The organism is Pseudomonas sp. RtIB026, from assembly GCF_016861355.2.
GTDB lineage: Bacteria > Pseudomonadota > Gammaproteobacteria > Pseudomonadales > Pseudomonadaceae > Aquipseudomonas > Aquipseudomonas peradeniyensis.
In genome coordinates this window covers 1399612-1423055 of sequence record NZ_AP023348.2, presented here as the reverse complement: position 1 = coordinate 1423055, position 23444 = coordinate 1399612, and the positions used below count along the sequence as shown (strand labels likewise).

Below are 23444 nucleotides of genomic sequence, written 5' to 3'. Positions count from 1 at the left end.
GCCCCCATGCGGTATCGAAGAGGACCCAATGGCCCCCTGGCTGACAGTAATAGGCATCGGCGAAGACGGTTTCAGCGGCCTGGGCAAGCAGGCCCGGCGTGCCCTGCTATCGGCCACGCGAATCATCGGGGCCCCACGCCAGCTGGCACTACTGCCCCGCTGCGTGACCGCCGAGCAATTGCACTGGCCCTGCCCCTTCTCCCTGGCCCCGGTCATGGCCTTGCGCGGCGAGCCCGTATGCGTACTGGCCAGCGGCGACCCGATGTTCTACGGCGTCGGCGCCAGCCTGGCGCGCCAGCTGCCCGCCGAGGAATTGCAGGTGCTGTCGATGCCCTCCTCCTGCGCCCTGGCCGCCGCCCGCCTGGGCTGGCCGTTGCAGGATGTACAGGTGGTCTCGGTGGTTGCCCGCCCACTGGCCGCGCTCAATGCCCATCTGCACAGCGGCGTGCGCCTGCTGGTGCTGAGCAACGACGAGTGCAGCCCGGCGGCCATTGCCTCGCAGCTGTGCGAACGAGGCTTCGGCCCCAGCCGTCTCCAGGTGTTCGAACACCTCGGCGGCCCCCAGGAGCGAATGCTGAGCGGCACCGCCGACGACTGGCCGCACACCGACATCGCCACGCTCAACCTGGTCGCCATCGAATGCCAGGCCTCGCCCGACACCCCACGCCTGCCGCGTGTGGCCGGCCTGCCCGACAGCGCCTTCCGTCACGACGGCCAGCTGACCAAGCGCGACGTGCGAGCGATCACCCTGGCTCGCCTGGCACCACAACCCGGTGAGCTGCTGTGGGACGTAGGTGCTGGCTGCGGCTCGATCGGCATCGAATGGATGCGCGCCCACCCCAGCTGCCGTACCCTTGCGATCGAGGCCGACGAAGGCCGCCAGGGCTTTATCGAATACAACCGCGACACCCTCGGCGTGCCCGGCCTGCAACTGATTCGCGGCAAGGCCCCCGAAGCGTTGGCCGGGCTGGAGCGTCCGGACGCGATCTTCATCGGCGGCGGCGTCACCCGCAAAGGCATGCTCGACCTGTGCTGGGAGCGCCTGCTGCCGGGCGGGCGCCTGGTTGCCAACGCCGTCACCCTGCAAAGCGAGGTCGCCCTGGCGCAGTTCCGCGACCAGCATGGTGGCGAGCTGACTCGCCTCCACATCGCCCACACCCAGCCTCTGGGCAGTTTCGACACCTGGCGCCAGGCCCTGCCGATCACCCTGCTCGACGTGGTGAAGCCCCTCGATGCGTGAAGAAACCCGCGAACAGCCCGCGCCGCTGCGCAGCGGCCTGACCACCGGCAGCTGCGCCACCGCCACCAGCCTGGCGGCGGCGCGCCTGCTGCTGACCGGGCAACGGCACGACGCGGTGGAGATCACCCTGCCCAAGGGCAAGGTGGTGCAGATGCGCCTGGAGTTCTGCCACCTCAAGGGTGACATGGCCGAGGCCGGTACCTTGAAGGATGCCGGCGACGATCCCGATGTCACCCACGGCGCCCTGCTCTACAGCCAGGTGCGCCTGCTTGCCGAGCCCGGCGTTCGCTTCGTCGCAGGCGCGGGCGTTGGCACCGTGACCCGCCCGGGGCTGGTGCTGGCAGTCGGTGAACCGGCCATCAACCCGGTGCCGCGCAAGATGATCAGCGACCATCTGCTGCAACTGGCCGGCGATTGCGGCTACCACGGCGGTTTCGAAGTGACGGTCAATGTCCAGGGCGGCGAGCAGTTGGCCCTGAAGACCATGAACCCGCGCCTGGGCATCCTCGGCGGGCTGTCGATCCTGGGCACCAGCGGCATCGTCCGGCCGTTCTCCTGCTCGGCCTACATCGCCTCGATCCACCAGGGCATCGACGTCGCCCACACCAACGGCTACACCCACATCGCCGCCTGCACCGGCAACGCCAGCGAAGACACCATGCGCCGTGTCTACAACCTGCCGGAGATCGCCCTGATCGAGATGGGCGACTTCGTCGGCGCCGTGCTCAAGCACCTGCGCAAGGTGCCCGTGCCACGCCTCACGCTGTGCGGTGGCTTCGGCAAGATCAGCAAGCTGGCGGCCGGGCACATGGACCTGCACAGCCGCCACTCCAGCATCGACCTGCCACAGCTCGCGGGCTGGGCGGCGGCCATTGGCGCGGACGCGGCACTGCAACAGGCGATCATCGCCGCCAACACCAGCCAGCAGGCCCTCGCCCTGGCGCATGCCGCCGGCATCGCCCTGGGTGATGAGGTGTGCCGCCACGCCCTGGTCTTCGCCCGTAGCGTGGTGCCGGCCCAGGTGCAGGTGGAAGTGTTCGCCATCGACCGCCAGGGCGGCATCGTCGGCAAGGCAGGTGTGGCATGAAGGGGCGCATCCTGCTGCTCGGCGGCGTCACCGAAGCCCTGGCCATTGCTCGCCAGCTGGGTCCTCAGCACGTCTATAGCCTCGCCGGTATCGGCCGTGTACCACAGGACCTGACGTGCCAGGTGCGGGTCGGTGGTTATGGCGGTGCCGAAGGCCTGGCCGACTACCTGCGCGAAACAGGCATCGACCTGCTGATCGACGCTACCCACCCCTACGCCGCGCAGATCAGCCGCAACGCCACCCTCGCAGCGCGCAGCGCCGGCATTCCCTGCTGGGCCCTGCGCCGCCCGGCGTGGCAGGCGCAGGCTGGGGACGACTGGCGCGAAGTCGAGGACTGGGCCGGGCTGATCGAGGCGCTGACCCCGTTCGAGCGCCCCTTGTTCACGCTGGGTCGTGAACCCTTGCAACATCTGGACGAAATTCCACCACACCAGTTCTGGACCCTGCGCGCGCTCGAGGCGTGTACCGGCAATGAACGCTGCGAGGTGATCGGTGCTCGCGGGCCGTTCCTCATCGACGACGAACGTGCCCTGTTCGAACGTCGGCGGATCGATGTGCTGGTCAGCAAGAACAGCGGCAGCACGGCCACCGAGCCGAAGCTGGAAGTGGCGCGGGAGCGCGGGATTCCAGTACTGGTGCTCAAGCGGCCGGTGCTGCCGGAGGCGGATCGGGCGTTTCAAGATGCAGGGTTACTGCTGGAGGCGCTCGGCCTGTCCAAGGCCTGACCTCGCTACGTATATCCCATTGACATATCCATTCCCGGAATTAAACTCCGGACATACATTTGCGCTTTCAAGGAGGCCCATCATGGAGCAAGGTGCAGTCTTCAAAAGCAACCGCAGCCAGGCTATCCGTATGCCCAAAGCCCTCGCCCTTCCAGAAGACGTCACCCGCGTGGACATCGTCGCGGTGGGCCGTTCCCGTATCATTTCGCCTGCCGGCGAAAGCTGGGACAGCTGGTTCGAGGGTGACGATGTGAGTGCGGACTTCATGGCAAGCAGGGAACAGCCAGCCGACCAGGAGCGCGAAGGATTCTGATGCTCAGGTACATGCTCGATACCAACATCTGCATTTTCACCATCAAGAACAAGCCACAGGTAGTGCGTGAGGCATTCAATCGCTACCACGGCCAGTTGGCTATCAGCACGGTAACCCTGATGGAGTTGATCTACGGTGCGGAGAAATCCGCCGCGCCGGAACGTAACCTGGCCATTGTCGAAGGGTTCGCCGCACGGCTCGATGTGCTTGACTACGACATTCAGGGCGCAGCTCACACCGCGCAGCTACGTGCGGAACTGGCCAAGGCCGGCACGCCCATCGGCCCCTATGACAGAATGATTGCCGGCCACGCCCGCGCTCGTGGCCTCACGCTGGTGACCAACAACCTGCGCGAGTTCCAGCGTGTTCCGGGGTTGCGTGTGGAAGACTGGGTGTCACACCCACGCTGACGGTCACGAGATGGCCCTGTGCCTTGATCCTGCCGTAGAATCACCTCTCCCCTTCTGGAAGGCTCCACCCATATGGAAATGCAATGGTGGATCTGGCTCGTCTTCGGCGTGGCCCTGATCCTGCTGGAACTGGTGCTCCCCACCTTCTTCATCCTCTGGTTCGGCGTCGGTGCCGTGCTGGTGTCGCTCGTCTCGCTGCTCGCCCCCAGCCTGCAACTCGATATGCAGGGCCTGCTGTGGGTGGTGTTCTCATCGATCACCACCGTGCTCTGGTTCAAGGTGTTCCGCCGCAAGAAGCCGGACGTGCGCTGGACCGCCGACAGCGTGATCGGCGAGATCGGCCTGCTGACCGCCAACGTGTCGCAGTTCCAGAAAGGCCGGGTGCGCTTTCAGAAACCGATCCTCGGCAACGAGGAATGGACTTGCGTCTCGGACAATGAAATTCCCGCCGGCGAGCGCGTGCGCCTGGCCGCCATCGAAGGCAACACCGCCCGGGTCACCCGGGCCTGAATCCGCACTAAAAGGAAGTTCGCAAGCATGACCAGCCTCATCGTCGTCGGCACCCTCGCCGCATTCGTCCTGATCACCGTGTTCAAGGGGGTGCGCATCGTGCCCCAGGGCGAGGAATGGATCGTCGAGCGCCTGGGCCGCTACCACAGCACCCTCAAGCCGGGCCTGAACATCGTCATCCCGTACATGGACGTAGTCGCCTACCGCCTGCCGACCAAGGACATCATCCTCGACGTGCAACAGCAGGAGATCATCACCAAGGACAACGCGGTGATCGTCGCCAACGCCCTGTGCTTCGCCAAGGTGGTCGACCCGCAGAAGGCCTCGTACGGCGTGCAGAACTTCTCGTTCGCCGTCACCAGCCTGACCATGACCTCGCTGCGTGCCATCGTCGGCGCCATGGACCTGGACGAAGCGCTGTCCAGCCGCGAGCAGATCAAGGCGCGCCTGCGCGAAGCGATGTCCGAGCAGACCGAAGACTGGGGCGTGACCGTGCGCTCGGTGGAGATCCAGGACATCAAGCCCTCGCCGAGCATGCAGACCGCCATGGAACGCCAGGCGGCCGCCGAGCGTGAGCGTAAAGCTGATGTGACCCGCGCCGAAGGCAACAAGCAGGCGGCGATTCTCGAAGCCGAGGCGCGCCTGCAGGCGGCCAAGCTGGATGCCGAGGCGCAGGTCAACCTGGCCGAGGCGTCGGCGCGGGCGATCACCCTGGTCAAGGAAGCGGTGGGCAGCGAGACCGTGCCGGCCATGTACCTGCTGGGTGAGCGGTATATCGGGGCGATGGAGAATCTGGCGGGTAGCGACAATGCCAAGGTGGTGGTGCTGCCGGCGGATCTGCAGGAGACCGTGCGTGGGCTGATGGGGCGTGGCAAGGCCTGATACCCCCAGCCCTGCGCGAGCGGGCATCGTGGGAGCGGGCTTGCCCCGCGATAGGGCCCGCCCAGGCAACATCATTCCCAGGCCTGGCCCTATCGCGGGGCAAGCCCGCTCCCACGAACCCGCGCCTCTGGCACGACATGCTCTGCTCCAGGTGCGGCACTTCACCGCACCCCAGCTTTTTTACCTATACTCCGCCGTACAATAGCCATCACGATTCCTGACCGGATCTCTCCATGCCCCCACGTCGGCACATCGCCTGGATAGCCTGCCTTGCAGTGCTGTTCAACCTGCTGGCCATGCCGCTGTCTTCTGCCGCGCCCAAGGGCCCGGCCGAACAGCTGCTGTGGGGGGCTTTCTGTTCCAGCATGGCCGGCAAGGCCAAGGTCGATGTCCAGGCCCTGGCCAAGATCGACCTGGGGACGCAAAGCGACGACAGCGCCAGCATGATGAACTGCTGGTGCTGCCTGGGCGCGGCGCCTTTGCTGGCCCTACCCGGCTACCCGCCACAGTTGCACAACCCTCCCGTGCAGCCGGCAAGCCACCCACAACACCTCGCCGACTATCAACCCACGCCGCGCCAACTCTGGCCCGCGCTCAATCCCCGTGCCTCTCCGCTGGTCTGAGTTCACTACGCTGTCCTTCAGAACCTGAACAGACCGGAGACTCACCCATGCTCAAGCAAGCCCTCGTCCTGGCCGCCCTGCTGCTGCCCGGCGCCTACGCCACCGCCCACGAGTACAGCGTCGGCGACCTGCACATCGCCCACCCCTGGTCGCTGGAGCTGCCGCCGAACGCGCCCAACGTGGCGGCCTACTTTGTCGTGCACAACAACGGCAAGGCCGATGACCGCCTGCTTTCGGTGAAAAGCCCCATCACCGACGACGCCCAGTTGCATGAGCATGTGATGAGCGCCGCCGGCGCCATGAAGATGCAACATGTGCCAAGCGTGTTGGTCCCGGCCGGCAAGGATGTGGTGTTCGCCCCCAGCGCCTACCACGTGATGATCATGCAACCCAAGGATCGCAGCCTGCTCAGCGACGGCAAGCGCTTCCCGCTGACCCTGCACTTCGAGAAAGCCGGTGACATCACCGTCGAGGTCGCCGTGCAGAAGCAGCCGCCCGCCGACCAGGCGCAGCACGAGCACACGCACTGATCCGATAGCTGACTGGCGCTCGCCATGAGCCTGCCGCGCTACAGCTCCGCCCGCACTACCCGCCCTGATCGCAGGCGCGTCGGTGGCGGCTGGCTGAGCCTGTTCGCCATGTGGATGATATTCATCGGCCCGCTGGTTTCCCAGTCGATGCCGATGGAGCACCACGCCGGCATGTCCATGCCCATGGACATGTCGATGAGCATGCCCATGGCGCACGGTCACGACGAGCACCACGGCCACGGCAACGATGGCCAGCTGCATGTCATGTGGGAGAAGTGCGGCTACTGCAGCCTGCTGTTCAACTGCCCCGCCCTGCCCCAGACCCTCAGCCCGCTCAGCGCAGGCTGCGCCCCCCCACCCACCCACCTCACCATCGCCACGCGCCAGGGCCATGCCCGGCAGGCTGTATTCCCCGGCGCCCGCAGCCGCGCGCCGCCCCATTCGATCGTCGTTTGAACACAACACGCTAAACGCCCGAAGCCAGGAGGCTTCGCGCTGACTCACGACTGATCGACTGGAATCATTATGTCCGGCTGCACCCCTGTTTTTGCCCTTTCCCTGCGTGGCACCATCACCGTGCTCTGCGGCTCGCTGCTCACGCCACTGGCCTTTGCCGCCGAAACCGGCCACGAAGGCCATGTGCACGACCCGGCCGAGCTGAGCCCGACGGTGATCACCGCCATCGCTCCGAGCTCACCGCTGACCGTGGTCACCAACCCTAAAGATCCGCGCCAACCCGTGCCGGCCAGCGACGGCGGCGACTACCTCAAGACCATCCCCGGCTTCTCGGTGATCCGCGCCGGCGGCACCAACGGTGACCCCGTGCTGCGCGGCATGTTCGGCTCACGCCTGAACATCCTCACCAACGGCGGCATGATGCTCGGCGCCTGCCCCGGTCGCATGGACGCTCCGACCTCGTACATCTCGCCGGAAACCTACGACCGCCTCACCGTGATCAAAGGCCCACAAAGTGTGATCTGGGGCCCCGGCGGCTCCGCCGGCACCATTCTCTTCGAACGTGACCCAGAGAAATTCGGCGAGCTCGGCAGCCGGGTCAACGGCAGCGTGCTGGCCGGCTCCAACGGCCGCTTCGACAAGGTGCTCGACGCCGCGGCCGGCAACCAGCTCGGCTACGTGCGCTTCATCGGCAACCAGTCGCACTCGGACGACTTCGAGGACGGCAACGGCGACACCGTGCCTTCGCGCTGGGACAAGTGGAACGGCGACGTCAGCCTCGGCTGGACCCCGGACGCTGACACCCTGCTCGAGCTGACCGCCGGCAAGGGCGACGGCGAGGCCCGCTCCGCCGGGCGGGGCATGGACGGCTCGCAGTTCAAGCGCGAAAGCCTGGGGCTGCGCTTCGAGAAGTCCAACCTCGGCGAGGTGCTCGACAAGGTCGAGGCGCAGGTCTACTACAACTACGCCGACCACGTGATGGACAACTACACCCTACGCACCCCGTCGGGCGCCGGCATGATGGGGATGCCCATGGTCAGCAACGTCGACCGCCGCACGATGGGCGCGCGGATCAAGGCCACCTGGCGCTGGGCCGACGTGCAGTTGATCAGCGGCATCGACGCGCAGACCAACGAACACCGCCAACGCGGCGGCATGGGCGTCAACGCGCACAAGGGCAAGCCCTGGACCAAGGATGCCGACTTCCACAACTACGGCGCCTTCGGCGAGCTCACCTGGTATGCGACCGGTGAAGATCGCCTGGTCACCGGCGCCCGCCTGGACCGCGCTTCGGCCCGAGACTTCCGCAAGGGCAGCGCCACTGAAGGCGATACCCGCGCCGACACCCTGCCCAGCGGCTTCGTGCGCTACGAGCACGACCTGGCGGCGATTCCGGCCACCACCTACATCGGCCTCGGTCATACCCAGCGCTTCCCCGATTACTGGGAGCTGTTCTCGCCCAAGCGCGCCCCGGCCGGCTCGGTCAACGCCTTCGACGGTATCAAGCCGGAGAAGACCACCCAGCTCGACTTTGGCATCCAGTACCGCGACGAGCGCCTGGAAGCCTGGGCTTCGGGTTATGTCGGGCAGGTCCGCGACTACATCCTGTTCGACTACCAGCGCAACATGATGGGTTCGCTCACCTCCCAGGCACAGAACATCGACGCCCGCATCATGGGCGGCGAACTGGGCGCAGCCTACAAACTGACCGAAAACTGGAAGGCCGACGCCACCCTGGCCTACGCCTGGGGCAAGAACAGCAGCGACGGCAAGGCCCTGCCACAGATGCCACCGCTGGAAAGCCGCCTGGGGCTGACCTACAGCCGCGACACCTGGAGCGTCGGCGCCCTGTGGCGCCTGGTGGCCGAGCAGAACCGCATCGCCCAGAACCAGGGCAATGTGGTCGGCAAGGACTACGACACCAGCTCAGGCTTCGGCGTGTTCTCGCTCAACGGCGCCTACAAGATCAACAACAACCTCAAGCTCAGCGCGGGCGTCGACAACCTGTTCGACAAGGCCTACGCCGAGCACCTGAACCTGGCCGGGAACGCCGGGTTCGGCTACCCGGCCAACGCCACGGACCCGGTGAACGAGCCAGGCAGGACCTTCTGGACCAAGGTCGACTTCAGCTTCTGACAACAACAAACGGGCGCGGGACCTGACCGCGCCCACTTGAGGTCTACGGGAGGCTCCCATGAGCAAACCAAACGTTTCCTTCTACAACCTTGCGTGGCGCTGGCATTTCTATGCCGGGCTATTCGTGGCGCCGTTCATGATCCTGCTGGCGATCACCGGGATCATCTACCTGTTCAAGCCGCAGCTCGATCCGTTGATGTACCGCGAGCTGATGGTGGTCGAGGCCGGCCATCACCGACAGGGCGCCGATACGCTGCTGGCCAACGTGCGCCAGGCTTATCCACAGGGCCAGGTGGGGCAGTACCTGCCACCGGCGAGCGCCGAGCGCAGCGCGCAGTTCGTGGTGCACGATGGCGGTCGCGAGCTGAACGTGTTCGTCGATCCGTACAGCGGCAAGGTGCTGGGCGAACAGGACGGCAAACAGAACCTGCAGGCCATCGCCCGCGCCCTGCATGGCGAACTGATGGTCGGCACGGTCGGTGACCGGCTGGTGGAGCTGGCGGCCGGCTGGGGCATCGTCCTGGTCGTGTCCGGCCTCTATTTGTGGTGGCCACGCGGGCGCAACAGCGCAGGCGTGCTGTGGCCACGCTTGAGCGCACGCGGCCGGGTGCTGTGGCGCGACCTGCATGCCGTCACCGGCTTCTGGGGTTCGGTCTTGCTGCTGTTGATGCTGATCAGCGGCATGACCTGGACCGGGCTGTGGGGCAAGCAGTATGCCGACCTGTGGAACCGGTTCCCGGCGGCCATGTGGAATGACGTGCCCAAGTCCGATAAAGAAGCACGCGACCTCAACAGTGCCCATCGCCAGACCGTGCCGTGGGCCATGGAGAACACTCCGATGCCGGTGTCCGGTGCCCATGCCGAGCATGCCGGGCATCACATGATGGATCACGCTCCCGCCGCGCCGCAGGTGAGCCTGCAGCAGGTCGAGAACATCGCCGATCTGCGCGAGGTCGAGCCGGGCTACAGCATCACCCTGCCGACCAGTGCCGACGGTGTGTTCACCATTGCGGTGTTCGCCGACGATCCGCGCAACGACGCCACCTTGCATGTGGACCAGTACACCGGGCAGGTGCTGGCCGACGTGCGCTGGCAGGACTACAGCCCGGTGGCGCGTGCCACGGAGCTGGGGGTGATGCTGCATGAAGGCAAGATGTTCGGGCCGTTGAACCAGATCGTCATCCTGCTGGTGTGCCTGATGATCCTGCTGGGGTCGGTGAGTGGGCTGGTGATGTGGTGGAAGCGCAAGCCGGCTGGTGGGCTGGGCGTGCCGCCGCTACGTCATGATCTGCCGCGCTGGAAGATGGCCGTGGGGGTGATGGTGGTGCTAGGCGTTGCCTTCCCGCTGGTGGGGATTTCGATGGTGGTGATGTGGGTGGTGGATAGTCTGGTTGTGAGACGCCGGGTCATGGTTCGAGCCTGATATCGCAATCGCGGGGCAAGCCCGCTCCCACGCCAATCTCACAGGGCTGGCGTGGGAGCGGGCTTGCCCCGCGATGAGGCCGGCACCAACAACCATTGATTCCCGTCATGTCGAGCACCGCGCTGCACCGCCAAGATCGTGCCGATCTGCCGCACCCGCGATCGGAACGCGACGTGATAGCCTACTCGGCTTTCGCTCACAAAAAGACTGACCCTCAATGGAATGCAGCCTATGACCCGGACCTCCCAGACACCCTCCGAAGAGCAGCACCTGCAACGCAACCTGACCAACCGCCACATCCAGCTCATCGCCATCGGCGGCGCCATCGGCACCGGCCTGTTCATGGGCTCGGGCAAGACCATCAGCCTGGCCGGCCCGTCGATCATCTTCGTCTACATGATCATCGGCTTCATGCTGTTCTTCGTCATGCGCGCCATGGGCGAGCTGCTGCTGTCGAACCTCAACTACAAGTCGTTCATCGATTTCTCCGCCGACCTGCTCGGCCCCTGGGCCGGCTACTTCACCGGCTGGACCTACTGGTTCTGCTGGGTGGTCACCGGCATCGCCGACGTGGTGGCGATCGCCGCCTACACGCAATTCTGGTTCCCGGACCTGCCGCAGTGGATACCGGCGCTCAGCTGCGTGGCCCTGCTGCTGTCGCTGAACCTGGTGACGGTGAAGATGTTCGGTGAAATGGAGTTCTGGTTCGCCCTGATCAAGATCATCGCCATCATGGGCCTGGTCGCCACCGGCCTGTACATGGTCATCACCGGCTTCCAGTCGCCAGCAGGCCATACCGCCACCCTGGCCAACCTGTGGAATGACGGCGGTATGTTCCCCAACGGCCTGCTCGGTTTCTTCGCCGGCTTCCAGATCGCCGTGTTCGCCTTCGTCGGCATCGAGCTGGTAGGCACCACCGCCGCCGAGGCGAAGAAACCCGAGCGCACCTTGCCGCGGGCGATCAACTCGATCCCGATCCGCATCATCGTGTTCTACGTGCTGGCGCTGATCGCCATCATGGCGGTGACCCCATGGCGCGACGTGGTGCCGGGTAAGAGCCCGTTCGTCGAGCTGTTCGTGCTGGCCGGCCTGCCGGCGGCGGCGAGCATCATCAACTTCGTGGTGCTGACCTCGGCGGCCTCGTCGGCCAACAGCGGCGTGTTCTCCACCAGCCGCATGCTGTTCGGCCTGGCCCAGGAGGGCGATGCGCCCAAGGCGTTCGAGAAACTCTCGCGCCGCGCGGTGCCGGCCAACGGCCTGTACTTCTCCTGCACCTGCCTGCTGCTGGGCGCGGTGCTGATCTACCTGGTACCCAATGTGATCGAAGCCTTCACCCTGGTGACGACGGTGTCGGCGGTGCTGTTCATGTTCGTGTGGACGCTGATCCTGCTGTCGTACCTGAGCTACCGCAAACAGCGCGCGGCGCTGCATGAGCAGTCCACCTACAAGATGCCGGGCGGGCGTTTCATGTGCTATGTGTGCCTGGTGTTCTTCGCCGGCATTCTGGTGCTGTTGAGCCTGGAAGCGGATACGCGCTCGGCGCTGGTGGTGACGCCGATCTGGTTCGTGATTCTGGCGGTGACCTATCAGTTCGTGCGCAGCAGGCGCCAGCCGCGCGCCACCGTGCGTGGGGCGTCGAACAGCTGATCCTGAACCCATCGCGGGGCAAGCCCGCTCCCACGCCGACCTCACACGGCAGGCGTGGGAGCGGGCTTGCCCCGCGATGAGGCCCTCTAGCCTTGCTCCAACCCTTCAAGCACGGCTTCGGCCAGCGCCAACCCCTTCTCCAGCGAGTTCTCGGTCGCCGTCAGCAAACTGCGCAACGGCTCCCCCGCCTTCTCTAACGCGGCAGCATTGGTCTCATACGCCGCCTTCAACGCCGCCACCGCGCACACCAGCGCATCCTCGCTATCAACGCCAGCACGTACCGAGAGAATCGGATCATGGGCGTGATTGCAGGTGCCAAAGTGGGAACAAGCGGTGACGGGACGGGATTTGCGGGGACTGTGGTTGACCAGCGATTCCTGGTTCATGGCTGCACCTCTCGATGAAAGGTGGCGATCTCGACAAATGCGAGCGGTGGATCTGGAACGATCTTCTTGAGCATGGTGCTACTCCTTGCAGCCTTCTGAAGTGTCTCTCCGTGCCCATACGCCAATATGGGTGGACGGAGCCGTGCGGGTTGGCGTTGCCGGTCAGAAGGTCCGGTGAGCCCGAAGGCTCCCACACACGGCTCCGCCCATAACGGGTGCAACCATGCAGGACACGCTATCGCAGGTGCGATGTGCCCGGTTCTGACAGCGGGACGCCAATCCCGAACCGCAGAAACTACTGCGGTGCGGCACGGTACTCAAGTACCGCTTATGTGTCAAAAGTGTTCATCGCCCCCGGCCCCAATCCTGTGCAGGCCCAACCTGCAAGCACCATCCTGGCCCCTCCCTACGCCCCGATTCGTCGCACAACCGCTCTATCACGCACCTTCCACCGCTCGGCACAGCCTTTGCAATCTCCGACCTGGCCAACACCCACCATCACATCGGAGTGAGCACATGAAGCGACGCAGTCTGATCAAGGCCTTCACCCTCGGCGCATCGATCGCCGCGATGGGCCTGAGCTGGAGCATCCAGGCCGCCGAGACCATCAAGGTCGGCATCCTGCATTCGCTGTCGGGGACCATGGCGATTTCCGAGACTTCGCTCAAGGACATGGCGCTGATGACCATCGACGAGATCAACGCCAAGGGCGGGGTCAACGGCAAGCAGCTTGAGGCGGTGGTGGTGGACCCGGCGTCCAACTGGCCGCTGTTCGCCGAGAAGAGCCGCCAGTTGCTGACCCAGGACAAGGTGGCGGTGGTGTTCGGCTGCTGGACCTCGGTATCGCGCAAGTCGGTGCTGCCGGTGTTCGAGGAGCTCAACGGCTTGCTGTTCTACCCGGTGCAGTACGAGGGTGAAGAGATGTCGCCGAACGTGTTCTACACCGGCGCGGCGCCCAACCAGCAGGCGATCCCGGCCGTGGAATACCTGATGAGCGAGGACGGCGGTGGCGCCAAGCGCTTCTTCCTGCTGGGTACCGACTACGTCTACCCGCGCACCACCAACAAGATCCTGCGCGCCTTCCTGCACAGCAAGGGCGTGGCCGACAAGGACATCGAAGAGGTCTACACGCCGTTCGGCCACGCCGATTACCAGACCATCGTCGCCAATATCAAGAAGTTCTCCGCCGGCGGCAAGACGTCGGTCATTTCCACGGTCAACGGCGACTCCAATGTGCCGTTCTACAAGGAGCTGGCCAACCAGGGGCTGAAGGCCACCGATGTGCCGGTGGTGGCGTTCTCGGTGGGCGAAGAGGAGCTGCGCGGCATCGACACCAAGCCGCTGGTGGGCCACCTGGCGGCGTGGAACTACTTCGAGTCTGTGGATAACCCGGTGAACCAGAAGTTCGTCGCCGACTGGAAGGCCTACGCCAAGGCCAAGGGCCTGCCGGGGGCCGACAAGGCGGTGACCAACGACCCGATGGAGGCCACCTACGTCGGTATCCACATGTGGGCGCAGGCGGCGCAGAAGGCCGGCAGCACCGATGTGGACAAGGTGCGCGAGGCGCTGGCCGGGCAGAGCTTCAAGGCGCCGTCGGGCTTCACCCTGACCATGGACAAGAGCAACCACCACCTGCACAAACCGGTGATGATCGGCGAGATCCAGGATGACGGGCAGTTCAGTGTGGTGTGGCAGACCGAGGAGCCGCTGCGGGCGCAGCCTTGGAGTCCGTTCATTCCGGGGAATGACAAGCGGCCTGACTATGCAGTGAAGGGCAACTGACGCCATCGCGGGGCAAGCCCGCTCCCACGCCTGCCCCCTCCCCCATGTGGGTACGGCGTGGGAGCGGGCTTGCCCCGCGATGAATCCACCGCCGATTTCCAGGATGGCCCGCATGCTCAGACTCCTGCTCACACTACTGCTGCTTCTACCCCTGGCCACTCAAGCCAGCGAAGGCGAATTCTTCCTCAGCGCCAAACCCGCCGAGCAAGCCCGCCTGCTCGAAACCTGGGCCGCCCAACCCGATACCGCCCGCCTGCCGCTGCTGGACAACCTGCGCCAGGGCCGCATCGCCGAAAATGACACCCGCAAACTGCGCCTGAACAACCGCCTGCGAGGCCTGATCGACAACGCCCTGGCCAGCCATCAACTGCTCAGCGAACAAGCCAACGTGCGCCTGGCCGCCGCCCAGCAACTGCAGAAAACCGCACAACCCGCACAGATGGCCTTCCTCGACCGCCGCTTCGCCAGCGAACCGGACGCCGCCGTGCACGCGGCCCTCGGCCTGGCCCTGGCCAACCTGCAACTGGGCGCCAGCGAGCCCGCGGTACGCCTGGCAGCCGTGCGTCTGCTCGGTGAAACCGGCGACCCGCTGGCCCGCACCCGCCTCGAAGCCCTTCTGCAACCCGACGCGGAAACCGACGCCGCCGTACGCACCGCCGCCGAAACCAGCCTGGCCCAGGTACAGCGCAAGCTGCTGGTCGGCGAACTGCTCGGCCAGGCCTTCAGCGGCCTGTCGCTGGGCTCGATCCTGCTGCTGGCGGCGCTGGGCCTGGCGATCACCTTCGGCCTGCTGGGGGTGATCAACATGGCCCACGGCGAGATGCTGATGCTCGGTGCCTACAGCACCTACATGGTCCAGGTGCTGTTGCAGCGTTATGCTCCCGGCGCCATCGAGTTCTACCCGCTGATCGCCCTGCCGGTGGCCTTCGCCGTCAGCGCAGGCGTCGGCATGGCCCTGGAGCGCACGGTGATCCGCCACCTCTACGGCCGCCCGCTGGAAACCCTGCTGGCTACCTGGGGCATCAGCCTGATCCTGATCCAGGCCGTGCGGCTGATCTTCGGCGCGCAGAACGTCGAGGTGAGCAACCCAGCCTGGCTGTCGGGCGGCATCCAGGTGCTGCCCAACCTGGTGCTGCCCTACAACCGCCTGGTGATCATCGGCTTCGCCTTGGCGGTGGTGCTGCTCACCTGGCTGCTGCTCAACCGCACGCGGCTTGGCCTGAACGTGCGTGCGGTCACCCAGAACCGCAACATGGCGGCCTGCTGCGGGGTGTCCACCGGGCGCGTCGACATGCTCGCCTTCGGCCTCGGCTCCGGCATCGCAGGGCTCGGCGGCGTAGCCCTGAGCCAGGTCGGCAACGTGGGGCCGGACCTGGGCCAGAGCTACATCATCGACTCGTTCCTGGTGGTGGTGCTCGGCGGCGTCGGCCAACTGGCCGGCAGCCTGTGGGCGGCCTTCGGGCTGGGTATCGCCAACAAACTGCTGGAGCCGCAGATCGGTGCGGTGCTGGGCAAGATCCTCATCCTTGCGCTGATCATTCTGTTCATCCAGAAGCGCCCGCAAGGCCTGTTCGCCCTCAAGGGACGGGTAATCGACTGATGAACCAGCCATTGATTGTCACTGCCACGCGCAAGGCCGGCACCCGGGTGTCGCTGGCCGTCGGCGCCGTTGTCGTCCTGGTGCTGCTGGCCCTGCCGCTGCTGTCGCTGCTGCCCGACGGGCACTCCTTGCAGGTCTCGGCCTATACCCTGACCTTGGTCGGCAAGATCCTCTGCTACGCCATCGTCGCCCTGGCCCTGGACCTTGTGTGGGGCTATGCCGGGCTGCTGTCGCTGGGCCACGGCCTGTTCTTCGCCCTGGGCGGCTATGCCATGGGCATGTACCTGATGCGCCAGGCGGCCGGCGATGGGCTGCCGGGGTTCATGACCTTCCTGTCGTGGAGCGAGCTGCCCTGGTACTGGGCCGGCACCCAGTATTTCGCCTGGGCGCTGTGCCTGGTGGTGCTGGCGCCGGGGTTGCTGGCGCTGGTGTTCGGCTTCTTCGCCTTCCGCTCGCGGATCAAGGGCGTGTACTTCTCGATCATGACCCAAGCCCTGACCTTCGCCGGCATGCTGCTCTTCTTCCGCAACGAGACCGGTTTTGGCGGCAACAACGGCTTCACCAATTTCCGCACCATCCTAGGTTTCGACATCACCGCCCAGGGCACCCGGGCCGCGCTGTTCCTGCTCACGGTCGGCCTGCTGCTGGGCAGCCTGTTCCTGTGCTGGCGCCTGACCCAGAGCAAGTTCGGTCGCCTGCTCACCGCCGTACGCGATGCGGAAAACCGCCTGATGTTCTGCGGTTACGACCCACGCGGCTTCAAGCTGCTGGTGTGGGTGCTCAGCGCCGTGCTGTGCGGCCTGGCCGGGGCGCTGTATGTGCCGCAAGTGGGCATCATCAACCCCAGCGAAATGTCGCCGACCAACTCCATCGAGGCCGCCGTGTGGGTAGCCCTGGGAGGGCGCGGAACGCTGATCGGGCCGCTGCTTGGCGCCGGCCTGGTCAATGGCATGAAGAGCTGGTTCACCGTGGCGTTCCCCGAGTACTGGCTGTTCTTCCTCGGTGCGCTGTTCATCCTCGTCACCCTGTACCTGCCCAAGGGCGTGGTCGGCCTTGTGAAGAAAAGGAGCCAGCCATGAGAAGCGTGCCCCCGGTGCATCCGGAATTCATGCTGGAACCGATATTCGACCAGATCGGCAGCGGTCGCGAGGCCATTGGCCTCGGTCGGCGCCGCGAGGCCGGGCTCGACACCCGCCACGGCACGGTGCTGAGCCTGGAGGGCATCAGCGTCAGCTTCGATGGCTTCAAGGCGCTCAACGAGCTGAACCTGTACATCGGCGTCGGCGAGCTGCGCTGCATCATCGGCCCCAATGGCGCCGGCAAGACCACCATGATGGATGTGATCACCGGCAAGACTCGGCCCGACACAGGTACCGCGTTTTTCGGCGACACCCTCGACCTGACCCGCATGAGCGAATGCCAGATCGCCCAGGCCGGTATTGGCCGCAAGTTCCAGAAGCCCACGGTGTTCGAGGCGCTGACGGTGTTCGAGAACCTGGAGCTGGCGCTCAAGGCCGACAAGTCGGTGTGGGCTAGCCTGGTGGCACGGTTGTCCGGCGAACAGCGCCAGCGCATCGAGGAAGTGCTGGCCACCCTGCGCCTGCTGCCCCTGGCCCAGCGCCAGGCGGGGTTGTTGTCCCATGGGCAGAAACAGTTCCTGGAGATCGGCATGCTGCTGGTGCAGGAGCCGAGGTTGCTGCTGCTCGACGAGCCGGTGGCGGGGATGACCGATGCCGAGACCGAATTCACCGCCGAGCTGTTTCGTTCGTTGGCGGGTCGGCATTCGCTGATGGTGGTGGAGCATGACATGGGCTTCGTCGGCAGCATCGCCGACCATGTGACGGTGCTGCACCAGGGCAGCGTGCTGGCGGAAGGGTCGCTGGCGCAGGTGCAGGAGGATGAGCGGGTGGTCGAGGTGTATCTCGGTAGATAGGCCTGCGAGGGTTGCGTGGGAGCGGGCTTGCCCCGCGATGGCGCCAGCCCGGCCAACATCACTTCCAGGCCTGACGCCATCGCGGGGCAAGCCCGCTCCCACGCTCAAATCAAACAAGGGCACAACATGCTGAAAATCGACACCCTGCATCAATACTACGGCGGCAGCCACATCCTGCGCGGCCTGTCCTTCGAGGCCAAGGTCGGCGAGGTCACCTGCCTGCTGGGCCGCAACGGCGTGGGCAAGACAACCTTGCTGCGCTGCCTGATGGGCCTGCTGCCGGCCCGAGAGGGCCGCGTGGAATGGGAAGGCAAACCGATCACCACGCTCAAGCCCCAGCAACGGGTCCACGCCGGCATCGCCTACGTGCCCCAGGGCCGCGAGATCTTCCCGCGCCTGACCGTCGAGGAAAACCTGCTGATGGGCCTGTCGCGCTTCCCCGCCCGCGAGGCACGGGAAGTGCCGGCCTTCATCTACGAACTGTTCCCGGTGCTTGCGCAGATGAAACAACGCCGTGGCGGCGACCTCTCGGGCGGGCAGCAGCAACAGCTGGCCATCGGTCGCGCCCTGGCCAGCCGCCCGCGCCTGCTGATCCTCGACGAACCCACCGAAGGCATCCAGCCGTCGGTGATCAAGGAGATCGGCGCGGTGATCCGCAAGCTCGCCGACCGGGGCGACATGGCCATCCTGCTGGTGGAGCAGTTCTACGACTTCGCCGAGGAATTGGCCGACCAGTACCTGGTCATGGCCCGCGGCGAAATCGTCCAGCGCGGCCGGGGCGAAAACATGCAGGCCGAAGGTGTGCGCGGCCTGGTTACCATTTAATCTGCAATCACTTCCCTTGCGAGACGCTGTCATGAGTTACCAGATCCGCGACGCCCTGCTCGACGACGTGCCGGGCATCCTCGACATCTACAACGACGCCGTGGCCAACACCACGGCGATCTGGAACGAGACCCCCGTGGGCCTGGGCAATCGCCTGACCTGGTTCGAGGCCCGCGCGCAGCAGGGCTACCCGATCCTGGTGGCGGTGGACGACAGCGGCGTGCTGGGCTATGCCTCATTTGGCGACTGGCGGCCGTTCGAGGGTTTCCGCCATACCGTCGAGCACTCGGTGTATGTGCGTGGCGACCAACGCGGCAAGGGCCTGGGCCCCGTCCTGATGGAAGCGCTGATCGAACGGGCGCGCCTTTGCGACAAGCATGTGATGGTCGCCGCCATCGAGAGCGGCAACGCCGCGTCGATCCGCCTGCACGAACGCCTGGGCTTCAGCATCACCGGGCAGATGCCGCAGGTGGGGGTGAAGTTCGGGCGCTGGCTTGACCTGACCTTCATGCAGCTGTACCTGGATGACAACACCCTTCCCCCTTCAAGGACCTGAAGCCCATGAACACCGCCCAGCTGCACCGCGTCACCCACGAAGGCCTGGCGTACTACCGCGACGGGCTGGTGGCCCTGTTGCTCGATGCAGTGCGCCAGGGCGCGTCGGTGGGGTTTCTTGCCGATATCGACGAACAGCAGGCCAAGGCCTACTTCGATGAGGTGAAGGCAAAGCTGGCCGGTGGCGAGCAACTGCTCTGGGTCATTGCCCAGGGGCAGGAAGTGCTGGGTAGTGTGCAGCTGGGGTTGTGCCTGAAGCCCAATGGGCTGAACCGGGGCGAAGTGCAGAAGTTGCTGGTGCACAGCGATGCAAGGCGGCGTGGGTTGGGGCAGCAGTTGATGGGGGTGCTGGAGGCTGATGCGCGGCGGATCGGGCGGGGGATGTTGTTTCTCGATACCGAGGCGGGGTCTGGGGCGGAGGCGTTCTATCGAGCGCTGGGGTACAGCAAGGCGGGGGAGATTCCGGATTATGCCTGCGGGCCGGAGGGGGTTTACCGGGCGACAGCGCTGTACTTCAAAGTGATTGCGAAAGCTTCGTGAAGTTGGGGGCGCTCTGCGCCCCTTTCGCGGCACAAGGCCGCTCCTACAGGCGAGCGCGATCCCTTGTAGGAGCGGCCTTGTGCCGCGAAAGGGCTGCGCAGCAGCCCCAGCTACATTTGGGTAAACCTGCCCAACCGCTGCTTCAACATGCTGTTCTCGCTACGCAACTGCTGCACCTCTTCCAGCAATTCCAGCGCCAGCGCCACCCCTTCCCACTCCAACTCAAGCTCCTGATGCAGCTTCACCGCGCGCTTCAACGTCACCGGCGCGCGGTCATCGAACACCCACTCTTCGGGCGTTCGCCCCGACGGTTCGACAATGCCGTGCTCGACGATCTCGATCACCCAGTCGGCCGACACATCGGCTTCCTGGCACAGGGTACGCATGTCCAGTTGAACGATCAGGGTGCTGCTCATGATCACTTACTCCATTGAGTCCTCGGATTGAACGCGGCTTTCTCGGAGAGCTGGGTCCACAATGCGCGAGCTGCGTCATCGGACTGGGCGGGCATGACCACCTTGAGCTGGGCGTACAGGTCGCCGCGCTCGCCCTGCTTGTTCAAAAGGCCCATGCCCTTGACCCGCAAGCGCTGGCCGCTCTGGCTGTCGGGGCGGATGGTCAGGTTGATCTTGCCGGTCAGGGTCGGCACGGCCACCTTGGCGCCGAGCGCCGCTTCCCACGGTGCCAGGGGCACGGTGATGATCAGGTCATGGCCTTCGACATCGAACAGCGGGTGCGGTGCCATGCGGATGGTCAGGAACAGGTCGCCATTGGCGCCACCGCCCACGCCCGGCGCGCCCTGGCCCTTGAGGCGGATGCGCTCGCCGTCGGTCACCCCGGCAGGGATCTTCACGTTCAGCGTTTTCGTGGTGAAGCCGGTGCGCTGCCCGGCGCCGTTGGTCTGCGGCACCTGGAAGCTGATCTGCTTGGATTCCTTGTTCAGGGTCTCTTCGAGGAACACTGCAAGTTCAAGCTCCACGTCCTGCCCTCGCCTGCCGGCACTGCGTTGTTGCCGGCCACCGCCGCCACCGAAGGGGTTGCCGCCCCGGGCGCCGAAGATCGAGCTGAAGAAATCGGAGAAATCACCACCCTCGAAGCCACCGCCGCCGCCATTGCCGCCACGGGACTGCCAGCCAGGCGGTGCCTGGAACGGCCGGCCATGCTGGCCGCCATACTTGCGGATTTCGTCGTACTCGGCGCGCTTGTCCTTGTCGCCAAGCACTTCGTAGGCCTCGTTGGCCTCCTTGAACTTGTCCTCGGCGTCACGCTCCTTGCTGACGTCGGGGTGATACTTGCGCGCGAGCTTGCGGTACGCGGCCTTGATCGCCTTCTCGTCCGCGCTCGCCTCGACGCCGAGTATCTTGTAATAGTCTTTGAAGTCCATCTATGGATCACCGATGTGAATGTACGTATTGCTACTGAAGATTGGGGTCAAGCATAGCCTTTCAAGGTTCATCCGGGGTTGCGCTATCGCAGACGACCGGTCTTGATTTAGCCGCAGACTGGCATAAACTGCGCGGCCGTTTTGCCTCCGGAAGCTCTCCCCCATGTCTGACGTATCCCCGGCCCGCGCCCTTGGCATCGACTTCGGCACCTCCAACTCCACGGTTGGCTGGCACCGCCCGGGCGTCGAATCGCTGATCGCCCTGGAAGACGGCAAGATCACCCTGCCGTCGGTGGTCTTCTTCAACATCGAGGAGCGTCGCCCGGTGTACGGTCGCCTGGCCCTGCACGAGTACCTGGAAGGCTACGAAGGCCGCCTGATGCGCTCGCTCAAGAGCCTGCTGGGCTCCAAGCTGATCAAGCACGACACCAGCGTGCTGGGCAGCGCCCTGCCGTTCAAGGACCTGCTGGGCATGTACATCGGCGAGCTGAAAAAGCGCGCCGAAGCCGATGCCGGCCGTGAATTCGACCAGGTGGTGCTGGGCCGCCCGGTATTCTTCGTCGACGAAGACCCGGCCGCCGACCAGGAGGCCGAGGACACCCTGGCGGAGGTTGCGCGCAAGATCGGCTTCAGGGATGTGTCGTTCCAGTACGAGCCCATCGCCGCGGCGTTCGACTACGAGTCGGGCATCAGCCGTGAAGAGCTGGTACTGATTGTCGATATCGGCGGTGGTACCTCGGACTTTACCCTGATCCGCCTGTCACCGGAGCGCCACCAGGTGGCCGAGCGCCAGGACGACATCCTCGCCACCGGCGGCGTGCACATCGGCGGTACCGACTTCGACAAGCAGCTGAGCCTGCAGGGCGTGATGCCGCTGTTCGGCTACGGCAGCCGGATGAAGAGCGGTGCGCTGATGCCCACCAGCTACCACCTCAACCTGGCCACCTGGCACACCATCAACGCCCTGTACTCGCAGAAATCGCAGTTGGCCCTGGGCAACATGCGCTACGACATCGAGGACACCCTCGGCATCGACCGCCTGTTCAACCTGATCGAACAGCGCGCCGGGCATTGGCTGGCGATGGAAGTGGAGGCCAGCAAGATCGAGCTGACCGAGCGCGACAGCCGCTGCATCGACTTTGGCCGCATCGAGCCGGAGCTGTCGGCCGAGTTGACCCGGGCGCTGTTCGAAGACGCCATCGGCGGGCTGCTGGAACGGGTGCGCGGCAGCGTGAGCGAATTGCTGGCCAAGGCCGGCGTCAGCGAGGGGCAGGTGGACACGGTGTTCTTCACCGGTGGTTCCAGCGGCATTCCGGCGCTGCGCAACAGCGTGGCGGCGATGCTGCCCAATGCGCGACATGTGGAAGGCAATATCTTCGGCAGCATCGGCAGCGGGCTGGCGATCGAGGCGCGCAAGCGTTACGGCGCAGCCTGATTCACACCAGGGCCGCATTGCGGCCCTTGTCCCCCCAAGTAGCTGCTTTGGCCGAGGTTCTTCAACGCATGGCCTGCGTCGGCGCTCGAGGACCAAAAACAATCTCGCTACCTGACATTTCTGCCAGTTGCCTTACCCTTGTCAGAGGGTCAAAGTCAGCCGGAGCTTGGAGGGAGCGCCTGCTTCATGACAAATAAGATCACCACAACGATATGGCTAGCAACTGATAGGCATGGCTCAACGTTGCGCAATAAGGACGGGGTAAACTCGTACCTGCCGTATGGCTATTGTCAGGCCAGCGCTCCCCACTACCCTGTATTGCGCTTCAACGGGCAGCCATTGGATGTGCCGATGCGCTGTTACCTGCTAGGCAACGGCCACAGAGTTTTCCACACCGTACTCATGAGGTTCCTCTCGCCTGACCTGTTCAGCCCATTTGGCAAAGGGGGTATCAATTGCTATGCCTATTGCGCCGGTGATCCTGTAAATCGCGTGGATCCCTCTGGTAACGGCTGGTTCACCAAACTTTTCTCTCGTCGTCGAAACGAAACCTCTGTCGATGCTGCCCCTACCGGGCTTATCACCGACGAGGATCCGCAATTACTGACATACGAGGGCGCTCGAAGACTTGGAGAAATAGATGCCCAAATATCCAAATACGAAGGAAAAATACGAGATTTGGAACAAGCGCTCCTGGACGAAAGAGATTCCAACAATTTTCTGAATGACATTCCCTCGATTGAACGAACCAAAACCCATTACGAGGGAAAACTTTCAAGCATACGGGAAGAAAAGCAAAAGCTTTTTCCACTAACAAAACTGGACGCCCCGCCCAGCTACAAAAGCGTAGCTGCACAAGATACTACCAGCGGGCTTCCTCTCACCTGTGCATTGAGTGAGGCCCTTCGTAGCAATACCCATTGATACGACAGCTTACCCACAGATGTCATTTTCGACACTTTCGTAACAAGCTGGTTAAAGGACGATATCTGGAACTGCGACAATGAAGCGTAATAGGAAGG

25 protein-coding genes are annotated in these 23444 nt (G+C 64.9%); 22 read left to right on the top strand and 3 right to left on the bottom strand.

Annotation, left to right across the window (positions count from 1 at the left end):
• Positions 1-28: 28 nt before the first annotated feature.
• From cbiE to cycA, 13 genes are all read left to right on the top strand, one after another.
• A complete protein-coding gene (gene cbiE / locus PRtIB026_RS06435; protein ID WP_203648113.1) occupies positions 29-1240 on the top strand; it encodes a precorrin-6y C5,15-methyltransferase (decarboxylating) subunit CbiE in 1212 nt (403 codons plus the stop codon).
• Positions 1233-2327 carry a cobalt-precorrin-5B (C(1))-methyltransferase gene (locus PRtIB026_RS06430; RefSeq protein WP_203648114.1) on the top strand — a complete coding sequence of 365 codons (1095 nt, stop codon included), beginning with the start codon at positions 1233-1235 and terminating at the stop codon, positions 2325-2327. The genes cbiE and PRtIB026_RS06430 overlap by 8 nt, the downstream gene beginning before the upstream one ends.
• On the top strand, positions 2324-3052 hold the full coding sequence (locus PRtIB026_RS06425) for a cobalt-precorrin-6A reductase (protein WP_203648115.1): 729 nt from the start codon (positions 2324-2326) through the stop codon (positions 3050-3052). Before PRtIB026_RS06430 ends, PRtIB026_RS06425 begins: the two co-directional genes overlap by 4 nt.
• A gap of 82 nt (positions 3053-3134) precedes the next feature.
• Complete coding sequence (vapB, locus tag PRtIB026_RS06420) at positions 3135-3365, top strand: type II toxin-antitoxin system VapB family antitoxin (protein WP_011535889.1); 231 nt, start codon at positions 3135-3137, stop codon at positions 3363-3365.
• A complete protein-coding gene (gene vapC, locus PRtIB026_RS06415; protein WP_203648116.1) occupies positions 3365-3775 on the top strand; it encodes a type II toxin-antitoxin system tRNA(fMet)-specific endonuclease VapC in 411 nt (136 codons plus the stop codon). Before vapB ends, vapC begins: the two co-directional genes overlap by 1 nt.
• Before the next feature lie 72 nt (positions 3776-3847).
• Positions 3848-4285 carry an NfeD family protein gene (locus tag PRtIB026_RS06410; protein WP_203648117.1) on the top strand — a complete coding sequence of 146 codons (438 nt, stop codon included), beginning with the start codon at positions 3848-3850 and terminating at the stop codon, positions 4283-4285.
• A 27-nt stretch (positions 4286-4312) separates the two neighbouring features.
• A complete protein-coding gene (locus tag PRtIB026_RS06405) occupies positions 4313-5167 on the top strand; it encodes an SPFH domain-containing protein (RefSeq protein ID WP_110735010.1) in 855 nt (284 codons plus the stop codon).
• Positions 5168-5400: 233 nt separating this feature from the next.
• Positions 5401-5790: a DUF2946 domain-containing protein gene (locus tag PRtIB026_RS06400; RefSeq protein WP_203648118.1), complete on the top strand. Its 390-nt coding sequence runs from the start codon at positions 5401-5403 to the stop codon at positions 5788-5790.
• A 47-nt stretch (positions 5791-5837) separates the two neighbouring features.
• Positions 5838-6320, top strand: coding sequence for a copper chaperone PCu(A)C (locus PRtIB026_RS06395; protein ID WP_203648119.1), 483 nt, complete (start codon positions 5838-5840; stop codon positions 6318-6320).
• A gap of 24 nt (positions 6321-6344) precedes the next feature.
• Entirely contained in the window at positions 6345-6776 is a 432-nt protein-coding gene (locus PRtIB026_RS06390) for a DUF2946 domain-containing protein (RefSeq protein ID WP_203648120.1), read from the top strand.
• 69 nt (positions 6777-6845) lie between these two features.
• Positions 6846-8912, top strand: coding sequence for a TonB-dependent copper receptor (locus PRtIB026_RS06385; protein ID WP_203648121.1), 2067 nt, complete (start codon positions 6846-6848; stop codon positions 8910-8912).
• Positions 8913-8970: 58 nt separating this feature from the next.
• Entirely contained in the window at positions 8971-10335 is a 1365-nt protein-coding gene (locus PRtIB026_RS06380) for a PepSY-associated TM helix domain-containing protein (RefSeq protein WP_203648122.1), read from the top strand.
• 231 nt (positions 10336-10566) lie between these two features.
• A complete protein-coding gene (gene cycA / locus PRtIB026_RS06375; protein WP_203648123.1) occupies positions 10567-11982 on the top strand; it encodes a D-serine/D-alanine/glycine transporter in 1416 nt (471 codons plus the stop codon).
• Between the two features lie 86 nt (positions 11983-12068).
• On the opposite strand, the gene PRtIB026_RS06370 is transcribed toward cycA, so the two are convergent.
• Positions 12069-12368, bottom strand: coding sequence for a hypothetical protein (locus tag PRtIB026_RS06370; RefSeq protein ID WP_186713780.1), 300 nt, complete (start codon positions 12366-12368; stop codon positions 12069-12071).
• A gap of 516 nt (positions 12369-12884) precedes the next feature.
• Between PRtIB026_RS06370 and urtA the strand changes: the two genes are divergently transcribed.
• From urtA to PRtIB026_RS06335, 7 genes are all read left to right on the top strand, one after another.
• The gene (urtA, locus tag PRtIB026_RS06365) at positions 12885-14150 is read left to right on the top strand and encodes an urea ABC transporter substrate-binding protein (protein ID WP_203648124.1); all 1266 of its coding nucleotides are present in this window, start codon (positions 12885-12887) and stop codon (positions 14148-14150) included.
• A gap of 112 nt (positions 14151-14262) precedes the next feature.
• Positions 14263-15750, top strand: a complete 1488-nt coding sequence (urtB, locus tag PRtIB026_RS06360; protein WP_203648125.1) for an urea ABC transporter permease subunit UrtB — start codon at positions 14263-14265, stop codon at positions 15748-15750.
• Positions 15750-16829: an urea ABC transporter permease subunit UrtC gene (gene urtC, locus PRtIB026_RS06355; RefSeq protein ID WP_203648126.1), complete on the top strand. Its 1080-nt coding sequence runs from the start codon at positions 15750-15752 to the stop codon at positions 16827-16829. The genes urtB and urtC overlap by 1 nt, the downstream gene beginning before the upstream one ends.
• Complete coding sequence (urtD, locus tag PRtIB026_RS06350; RefSeq protein WP_267813726.1) at positions 16826-17683, top strand: urea ABC transporter ATP-binding protein UrtD; 858 nt, start codon at positions 16826-16828, stop codon at positions 17681-17683. Before urtC ends, urtD begins: the two co-directional genes overlap by 4 nt.
• A 126-nt stretch (positions 17684-17809) precedes the next feature.
• Complete coding sequence (urtE, locus tag PRtIB026_RS06345; protein WP_203648128.1) at positions 17810-18508, top strand: urea ABC transporter ATP-binding subunit UrtE; 699 nt, start codon at positions 17810-17812, stop codon at positions 18506-18508.
• Positions 18509-18539: 31 nt separating this feature from the next.
• Positions 18540-19064, top strand: a complete 525-nt coding sequence (locus tag PRtIB026_RS06340) for a GNAT family N-acetyltransferase (RefSeq protein ID WP_203648129.1) — start codon at positions 18540-18542, stop codon at positions 19062-19064.
• Positions 19065-19069: 5 nt separating this feature from the next.
• Positions 19070-19603, top strand: coding sequence for a GNAT family N-acetyltransferase (locus PRtIB026_RS06335; protein WP_203648130.1), 534 nt, complete (start codon positions 19070-19072; stop codon positions 19601-19603).
• 110 nt (positions 19604-19713) lie between these two features.
• On the opposite strand, the gene PRtIB026_RS06330 is transcribed toward PRtIB026_RS06335, so the two are convergent.
• The gene (locus PRtIB026_RS06330; RefSeq protein WP_011535907.1) at positions 19714-20019 is read right to left on the bottom strand and encodes a chaperone modulator CbpM; all 306 of its coding nucleotides are present in this window, start codon (positions 20017-20019) and stop codon (positions 19714-19716) included.
• Between the two features lie 2 nt (positions 20020-20021).
• A complete protein-coding gene (gene cbpA / locus PRtIB026_RS06325) occupies positions 20022-20987 on the bottom strand; it encodes a curved DNA-binding protein (RefSeq protein WP_203648131.1) in 966 nt (321 codons plus the stop codon).
• A gap of 163 nt (positions 20988-21150) precedes the next feature.
• On the opposite strand from cbpA, the gene PRtIB026_RS06320 reads away from it, so the two are divergent.
• Both PRtIB026_RS06320 and PRtIB026_RS06315 read left to right on the top strand, forming a co-directional pair.
• Positions 21151-22422: an Hsp70 family protein gene (locus PRtIB026_RS06320; RefSeq protein ID WP_203648132.1), complete on the top strand. Its 1272-nt coding sequence runs from the start codon at positions 21151-21153 to the stop codon at positions 22420-22422.
• 186 nt (positions 22423-22608) lie between these two features.
• On the top strand, positions 22609-23346 hold the full coding sequence (locus PRtIB026_RS06315; protein WP_203648133.1) for an RHS repeat-associated core domain-containing protein: 738 nt from the start codon (positions 22609-22611) through the stop codon (positions 23344-23346).
• Positions 23347-23444 lie beyond the last annotated feature (98 nt).

Excerpts from the sequence above, each read along its gene's own strand:
- cbiE (WP_203648113.1), top strand. The coding sequence starts at position 29 with ATGGCCCCCTGGCTGACAGTAATAGGCATCGGCGAAGACGGTTTCAGC.
- PRtIB026_RS06430 (WP_203648114.1), top strand. The coding sequence starts at position 1,233 with ATGCGTGAAGAAACCCGCGAACAGCCCGCGCCGCTGCGCAGCGGCCTG.
- PRtIB026_RS06425 (WP_203648115.1), top strand. The coding sequence starts at position 2,324 with ATGAAGGGGCGCATCCTGCTGCTCGGCGGCGTCACCGAAGCCCTGGCC.
- vapB (WP_011535889.1), top strand. The coding sequence starts at position 3,135 with ATGGAGCAAGGTGCAGTCTTCAAAAGCAACCGCAGCCAGGCTATCCGT.
- vapC (WP_203648116.1), top strand. The coding sequence starts at position 3,365 with ATGCTCAGGTACATGCTCGATACCAACATCTGCATTTTCACCATCAAG.
- PRtIB026_RS06410 (WP_203648117.1), top strand. The coding sequence starts at position 3,848 with ATGGAAATGCAATGGTGGATCTGGCTCGTCTTCGGCGTGGCCCTGATC.
- PRtIB026_RS06405 (WP_110735010.1), top strand. The coding sequence starts at position 4,313 with ATGACCAGCCTCATCGTCGTCGGCACCCTCGCCGCATTCGTCCTGATC.
- PRtIB026_RS06400 (WP_203648118.1), top strand. The coding sequence starts at position 5,401 with ATGCCCCCACGTCGGCACATCGCCTGGATAGCCTGCCTTGCAGTGCTG.
- PRtIB026_RS06395 (WP_203648119.1), top strand. The coding sequence starts at position 5,838 with ATGCTCAAGCAAGCCCTCGTCCTGGCCGCCCTGCTGCTGCCCGGCGCC.
- PRtIB026_RS06390 (WP_203648120.1), top strand. The coding sequence starts at position 6,345 with ATGAGCCTGCCGCGCTACAGCTCCGCCCGCACTACCCGCCCTGATCGC.
- PRtIB026_RS06385 (WP_203648121.1), top strand. The coding sequence starts at position 6,846 with ATGTCCGGCTGCACCCCTGTTTTTGCCCTTTCCCTGCGTGGCACCATC.
- PRtIB026_RS06380 (WP_203648122.1), top strand. The coding sequence starts at position 8,971 with ATGAGCAAACCAAACGTTTCCTTCTACAACCTTGCGTGGCGCTGGCAT.
- cycA (WP_203648123.1), top strand. The coding sequence starts at position 10,567 with ATGACCCGGACCTCCCAGACACCCTCCGAAGAGCAGCACCTGCAACGC.
- PRtIB026_RS06370 (WP_186713780.1), bottom strand. The coding sequence starts at position 12,368 with ATGAACCAGGAATCGCTGGTCAACCACAGTCCCCGCAAATCCCGTCCC.
- urtA (WP_203648124.1), top strand. The coding sequence starts at position 12,885 with ATGAAGCGACGCAGTCTGATCAAGGCCTTCACCCTCGGCGCATCGATC.
- urtB (WP_203648125.1), top strand. The coding sequence starts at position 14,263 with ATGCTCAGACTCCTGCTCACACTACTGCTGCTTCTACCCCTGGCCACT.
- urtC (WP_203648126.1), top strand. The coding sequence starts at position 15,750 with ATGAACCAGCCATTGATTGTCACTGCCACGCGCAAGGCCGGCACCCGG.
- urtD (WP_267813726.1), top strand. The coding sequence starts at position 16,826 with ATGAGAAGCGTGCCCCCGGTGCATCCGGAATTCATGCTGGAACCGATA.
- urtE (WP_203648128.1), top strand. The coding sequence starts at position 17,810 with ATGCTGAAAATCGACACCCTGCATCAATACTACGGCGGCAGCCACATC.
- PRtIB026_RS06340 (WP_203648129.1), top strand. The coding sequence starts at position 18,540 with ATGAGTTACCAGATCCGCGACGCCCTGCTCGACGACGTGCCGGGCATC.
- PRtIB026_RS06335 (WP_203648130.1), top strand. The coding sequence starts at position 19,070 with ATGAACACCGCCCAGCTGCACCGCGTCACCCACGAAGGCCTGGCGTAC.
- PRtIB026_RS06330 (WP_011535907.1), bottom strand. The coding sequence starts at position 20,019 with ATGAGCAGCACCCTGATCGTTCAACTGGACATGCGTACCCTGTGCCAG.
- cbpA (WP_203648131.1), bottom strand. The coding sequence starts at position 20,987 with ATGGACTTCAAAGACTATTACAAGATACTCGGCGTCGAGGCGAGCGCG.
- PRtIB026_RS06320 (WP_203648132.1), top strand. The coding sequence starts at position 21,151 with ATGTCTGACGTATCCCCGGCCCGCGCCCTTGGCATCGACTTCGGCACC.
- PRtIB026_RS06315 (WP_203648133.1), top strand. The coding sequence starts at position 22,609 with ATGACAAATAAGATCACCACAACGATATGGCTAGCAACTGATAGGCAT.